A 642-nucleotide genomic window follows, 5' to 3' on the forward strand; every position below is an offset into this window, starting at 1 on the left:
CATCCACATCGCCGATGATCCGGCCCAGCAGGTCGCCCGAGCCACGCATTCCGATGCCGCCGGGCATGCGCTCGGCCAACCGGCGGAAGAACCAGACGCGGGTGTCGGCCAGCGCCCCGAAGGCGGCGGCGTGGCTCGCCATGCGCTCGCTCCAGCGCAGCGCCGGACGCAGCAGCACCAGCGGACGCACCCAGACGAGGGCAACCAAGCCAAAGACACCGCCGGCCGCCAGCCCGGCGGCCACGCCCTGCCCGGCCAGCGCCAGCAGCGCCACGCCGGAGAGCGCCGAGACCATCGAGACCAGCAGCGCGCCGATCAGCGCATTGCGCCGCGGCACCCACAGCCGCAGGACCCGGGCGAGGTCAGCCCACATCGGCGAGCTTCCGTTCCCCGAGCTCCAGCACACGGCCGGAGAGGCCCAGCAGCGCGGCGGAATGCGTGGCGATGATGGCGGTGCGGCCGGTGCAGAGCCGGGCGATGGCCTCCATCACCTCGGCCTCGGTGCCGGGMTCGAGCGAGGCGGTGGGCTCGTCGAGCAGGACCAGCGGCGCGTCGCGCAGGAAGGCGCGGGCCAGGGCGACCCGCTGCGCCTGGCCACCGGAAATCCCGTGCCCGCCTTCGCCGACCGGCGTGTCGAGGCCC

General features: G+C 74.9%; 1 protein-coding gene and 1 pseudogene. Both read right to left on the bottom strand.

Going from position 1 to position 642, the window contains the following annotated elements:
- Positions 1-373: pseudogene (locus AC1DWF_RS35575) on the bottom strand (hypothetical protein); the annotation flags it as partial.
- A partial coding sequence (locus AC1DWF_RS35580; RefSeq protein WP_476843162.1) for an ATP-binding cassette domain-containing protein occupies positions 363-642 on the bottom strand: 280 nt, incomplete at its 5' end. The pseudogene AC1DWF_RS35575 and the gene AC1DWF_RS35580, both read right to left, overlap by 11 nt.

This window comes from Aminobacter sp. P4_D5, assembly GCF_056401815.1.